The organism is Exiguobacterium sp. B2(2022) (assembly GCF_028823655.1).
GTDB lineage: Bacteria > Bacillota > Bacilli > Exiguobacteriales > Exiguobacteriaceae > Exiguobacterium > Exiguobacterium aestuarii_A.
Genome location: NZ_JAPEHX010000098.1, coordinates 1 through 4,963, shown reverse-complemented (window position 1 = coordinate 4,963; position 4,963 = coordinate 1). Strand labels below are relative to the sequence as shown.

Below are 4,963 nucleotides of genomic sequence, written 5' to 3'. Positions count from 1 at the left end.
CGTCGGATAGGCGACTTCTAAGTGCTTCACGTGTTGATGCGACAGTTTGTTCTGTATAATGAAAGAGAACAGATTGATGAGTTCCGGGGCATGGTGTCCAATCAGATGTGCGCCGATGATATGACCTTCCGCACTCAACAATACTTTCGAATAGGCGGTCGTGTCATTGATGCGTGAATAGGTGAGGAAATGGGACATGTCCGTTTCTTTCACGTCGAAGTCGATGCCCTCGGCTTCCGCTTCCTCCACGGTGAGCCCCACTTTGGCAATCGGTGGCGTCGCATAGACGATGGTCGGTGCCGGGCGCTCGGGAAGTGCCCGCGTATTCCCGTGAAGCATGTTCAATGCAGCGAGACGACCTTCCTGACCGGCGAACGGAGTGAGTGCGGGATTTGGACTATTAGCGACGTCTCCGGCGGCGTATATATTCGGATTGCTCGTCTGGAGATGCTCGTTCACCTGAACACCATGATGATCGGCATTGACGCCTGCTACTTCGAGATGAAGTCGCTCGATGCTTGGAATTCGCCCGGTGGCGTTAAGGACAACTCCTTCAAGGGTAGAGTCATCTGATAACGTTAAGACGTTCCCATCGATTCGTGTCGGTTCGACGTCGTGTCGGACAGTGATCCCGATTCGTTTTGATTCTTCGAGGAGCCGATGGACGACGTTCGGGTCGAATGCCTTCAGCGCACGTGAACGAATGAGAAGGGTCACGTCGCTTCCGAAGCGTCGGAAGATATGGGCGAATTCAAAAGCGATATAACCGGCACCGACAATATGAATCGATTTCGGTAACGTGTCGAGGTCGAACACATCATCGCTCGTAATGGCCAGTTCGCCACCTGGGATGTCGAGAGGACGTGGTGTTTGGCCCGTCGCGATTAAAAATTGAGGGGCGGAGAGCTCGTGACCATCGATGACGATCGAGTCTTCATCGATAAAGTGAGGCTCCCCTTGATATAAATCAATGTTCATCTCGTTCCAATGTTGCGTTTTTGACGTAGGAATCGAGAAGCGATATTCATCAATCCGCTTTTTAAAGGACGACCAATCGAGGGATAGGCTTCCTTCGACGCCGAGCTCGCGCATACGTTCCGTACGGGCGAGAAGTTCGGCACCTTCGGCGAGCATTTTTTTCGGGTCACATCCACGCTGGGGACACGTTCCTCCGAACGTCCAGTTTTCAATGATAGCAATCTCTTTACCGGCGTCACGTAAAATCGTGGCGGCTTGGCTCGCGGCTGATCCGCTACCGACAATGATGACATCGTATCGTTTCATAATATAAAATCCTCCTCTGACGAGATATCACACTCTTTTTCCCGTCCAGGAGGAAGCTAAACTGAGGTGAATGAAATTGAGTCATACCGATCACATTAAACATAAATTGGCGCTACTCCCGGACGAACCGGGTTGCTATTTGCATAAAAATGAATATGGTGAGGTCATCTATGTAGGGAAGGCAAAAAATCTCAAGAATCGGGTCCGCTCCTACTTCACGGGTGCACACGATATCAAGACGATGCGTCTCGTCGCAGAGATCCGTGACTTTGAGTACATCGTGACGGCGAGCGAACTCGAGGCGTTGCTCCTTGAAATGACGCTCATCAAAAAGCACGACCCGAAGTACAACATTCGCCTGAAAGACGACAAGACGTATCCGTACATCAAAATCACGAACGAACCATATCCGCGTCTATTGACGACACGTAAGCTGAAGAAAGACGGTGGACATTACTTCGGACCGTATCCGAACGCTTACGCAGCGAACGAGACGAAACGTCTGCTCGATAAACTCTACCCGCTCCGTAAATGTCAGCCGATGCCGAAGAAACTTTGTCTCTATTATCACATCGGGCAATGTCTGGGACCTTGTGAACTCGCGGTCGACACGGATTCGCAAAAAGAGATCGTCAACGAGATTCGTCGTTTCTTGAACGGTGAGACTAGCGAGACGCTCGCGAAGTTGAATGTCGAGATGGGACGCGCCGCTGAGGACATGCAGTTCGAGCGGGCTGCTGAACTACGCGACCAGATTCGAGCGGTCGAATCGATCATGAATAAACAGAACATGATTACGGCCGACCCGACTGCACGAGACGTCTTCGGTTATACGCTTGACCGAGGCTGGATGTGTGTCCAAGTGTTCTACATGCGTGGCGGGAAGATGATCGAGCGAGATGTCTCGCTCTTCCCGATGCATGGGGAACCTTCCGAAGAACTCGAAAGTTTCATCGTCCAGTTCTATGAACAAAACGTCGTGCCAAAAGAGATTCTCGTACCGGAAACGGTCCGGCTCGATTTATTAAATGACGCCATCGGCACGAAAGTGATGCAGCCGAAACGCGGGGCGAAGAAGCAACTACTCGATTTGGCGACGAAGAACGCGACGATTGCCTTGAACGAGAAATTCGAATTGCTCGCTCGGGACGAAGAGCGGACGTTACTCGCGATGCGTGAACTCGGGGAGGCAATCGGCATTCCGAACTTGTCGCGTGTCGACATCATCGATAACGCGAACATTCAAGGGGCGGACGCCGTATCGGCGCTCGTCGTCTTTGAAGACGGGAAGCCACTCAAGAAAGAGTATCGGAAATATAAGATTCGAACCGTCCAAGGGCCGGACGATTACGAGACAATGCGCGAAGTCGTGCGGCGACGGTTCCGCCGTCTGTTGACGGAAGACAAGCGTCTACCGGATCTCCTATTGATTGATGGTGGAATCGGACAGTTGAATGCCGCGCTCGACGTCATCCAAAACGAGTTCGGGCTCGACTTGCCTGTCGGCTCACTCAAAAAGGATGACCGACATCGGACGAGCCAACTGTTGTTCGGTGAACATGGTGCGGTCGTGGAACTTCATCCACGATCGAGTGCGTTTTATCTGTTGCAGCGGATGCAAGACGAGGTCCACCGTTTCGCCATCACTTTCCACCGCAGCTTGCGCACGAAAAAGATGACGAAGTCGATTCTAGACGAGATTCCTGGAGTAGGTCCTAAGCGTCGTCAACAGCTCATCCGTCATTTCGGGTCGATGAAACAGATTCGCCTGGCCTCACTCGAACAATTGAAAGAAGCGGGACTACCGGAAAAACTGGCGGAGACCGTCCTTCAATATGTGCACGAGGATACGGATGAATGAGAGATTTGAACATGTGAAGCGCTCGGTTGGCTGATAGAGAACGAACATTTTCCGGGAAATGTTGTAGCGGTCGTTCTTGACACTCCCACGGCTAAAGCCGCAAGCTCACCCTTCCGGATGAGTGGGATTCTGAAGTGCTTGTGCGAGCGCAGTCCATTTCTGTTTTGCTCAAACCTCCAGATGAGGGTGTGCCATCACCCCTCCTGAGACAGACCCTATAGGTTCTCAGGCTGATTGACTTTTACCATCAACCACAGGTGCGGTTCGGATGTTCATCGCACCGACTACATCTCGATGTTTATTAAATCCGCAAGAACACGAATAGGTACGGTCTTTCGCTTTATTCCGACTCCCGCAAGAAGGGCATGTTTGAGATGTATATGCGGGATTGACATATTCAACCTTGATCCCTTCTAGTTTCGCCTTGTACCCGATAAATAATGCCAAGCGATAGAACGACCATGTATGCAGATTCTTATTGTTTTTACGGCTTGTTCTTGCCGTCTGCCGGATATTCGCTAGCTTCTCTAGGCGAATGACAGAAATATTGTTCTCTTTTGCGAAGTCGACGATCTCACGGCTCACCTTGTGATCCTTGTCTTTCATCCAACGCTGCTCCTTGTTGTCCAGTTCCTTGATTGCGTTCAGCTTCTTCTTTTGACCGAGCTCTTTCCGTTTCGCCCGGAACTTTCGTTTCATGAACTTGTTCTCGCGACCGTTCCCAAAGAACCTCACCTTGTCGCAATCGGTCGATGCGACCGCCGGGACTTTTAGACCGAGGTCGACACCAAGAACCTTCGTATCGGTCTTCTCCGTCGTGGGGATTGTGACGGCGATTTGAGCCATCCATTTCTTTGACTTCTTCGTGATACGAAGCGTACCCAGCTTGTTATTCAGAAGGGAGAAGTTACGATTGTCTCGATCGACCATCTCGGCACGGATCTCTGTCCTTTTGACCTTCCCGTCTACCAAGATTGGAAGAAAAATGGACTCAAAATCGAACGAATAGTTCTGGTTGTTCCATGTGCAGTAAGGTTTCTTCAGGACAGGGACGACCTTGTATTTCGACTTCTTCACTTTCCGGAAGACACTCTGGGCATCTTTGATGACCTGGTTCTTGACGGCACTAGGCAAATGGGCGCAAACACTTTTACTTGTCAATTTGAGCATCGCTTTAGCATCCACCATATCAGAGATAAGTTGATTGACCGTCTCGATATATGTTTCTGCCATGCTTTTTAAAACAACTTCCTGTTCTTTTGTCGGCTTCAGTTTAATGTTAACTGTCAGCGTCTGAGACACGGTGTCACCCCCTTGTTTTTTGTTGTCCGACATAACGTTTGATCGTTTCGCTCGATACATTTTCAGCGGTGGAGACGAAATAGGATCGTGTCCAGAGACTCGGCAAATGTTGAAGATGAGGAAATTCCTCTCTTAACTTTTTAGACGTTACTCCCTTTATTTTTGCCATGATGTCAGCAGGACTCAGTGTTGGAGGGGCGTCAAGGAACATATGCGTATGATCTTTATCGCATTCCAAGGCTATAATTTTGATATTCAGTCCTTCGCATATTTCGGACATCAAACCTTTGAAACGTATTTCTACATCGTTACGAAGGAATATCTTTCTTCTGTATCGAGGACAGAAAACGAAGTGATAATTGATTAGAGAAACAGTGGTATGAGTTCTTCTATAGTTGGTTTCCATATGAATATTGTGTCAGTTTAACCAACAAACTGCAACAAGAAGATTTCCAGATACTTGAAGCGCCAAAACCTTCGGATTCTTTACTGACACTCCGCATCCTGCCGAGCTTT

Annotated in this window: 4 protein-coding genes; 1 reads left to right on the top strand and 3 read right to left on the bottom strand. The window is 49.5% G+C overall.

What is annotated here, in order from left to right; translation table 11 throughout:
- The coding region (locus ON063_RS14215) for a dihydrolipoyl dehydrogenase family protein (RefSeq protein WP_274665572.1) at positions 1-1,284 on the bottom strand (1,284 nt) is incomplete at its 3' end.
- 70 nt (positions 1,285-1,354) lie between these two features.
- Between ON063_RS14215 and uvrC the strand changes: the two genes are divergently transcribed.
- Positions 1,355-3,145, top strand: a complete 1,791-nt coding sequence (gene uvrC, locus ON063_RS14210; protein ID WP_274665571.1) for an excinuclease ABC subunit UvrC — start codon at positions 1,355-1,357, stop codon at positions 3,143-3,145.
- A gap of 225 nt (positions 3,146-3,370) precedes the next feature.
- Here uvrC and ON063_RS14205 read toward each other — a convergent pair whose 3' ends face one another.
- Positions 3,371-4,447, bottom strand: a complete 1,077-nt coding sequence (locus ON063_RS14205; RefSeq protein WP_274665570.1) for an RNA-guided endonuclease InsQ/TnpB family protein — start codon at positions 4,445-4,447, stop codon at positions 3,371-3,373.
- Positions 4,448-4,451: 4 nt separating this feature from the next.
- Complete coding sequence (gene tnpA / locus ON063_RS14200; protein WP_274665569.1) at positions 4,452-4,853, bottom strand: IS200/IS605 family transposase; 402 nt, start codon at positions 4,851-4,853, stop codon at positions 4,452-4,454.
- Between the last annotated feature and the right edge of the window lie 110 nt (positions 4,854-4,963).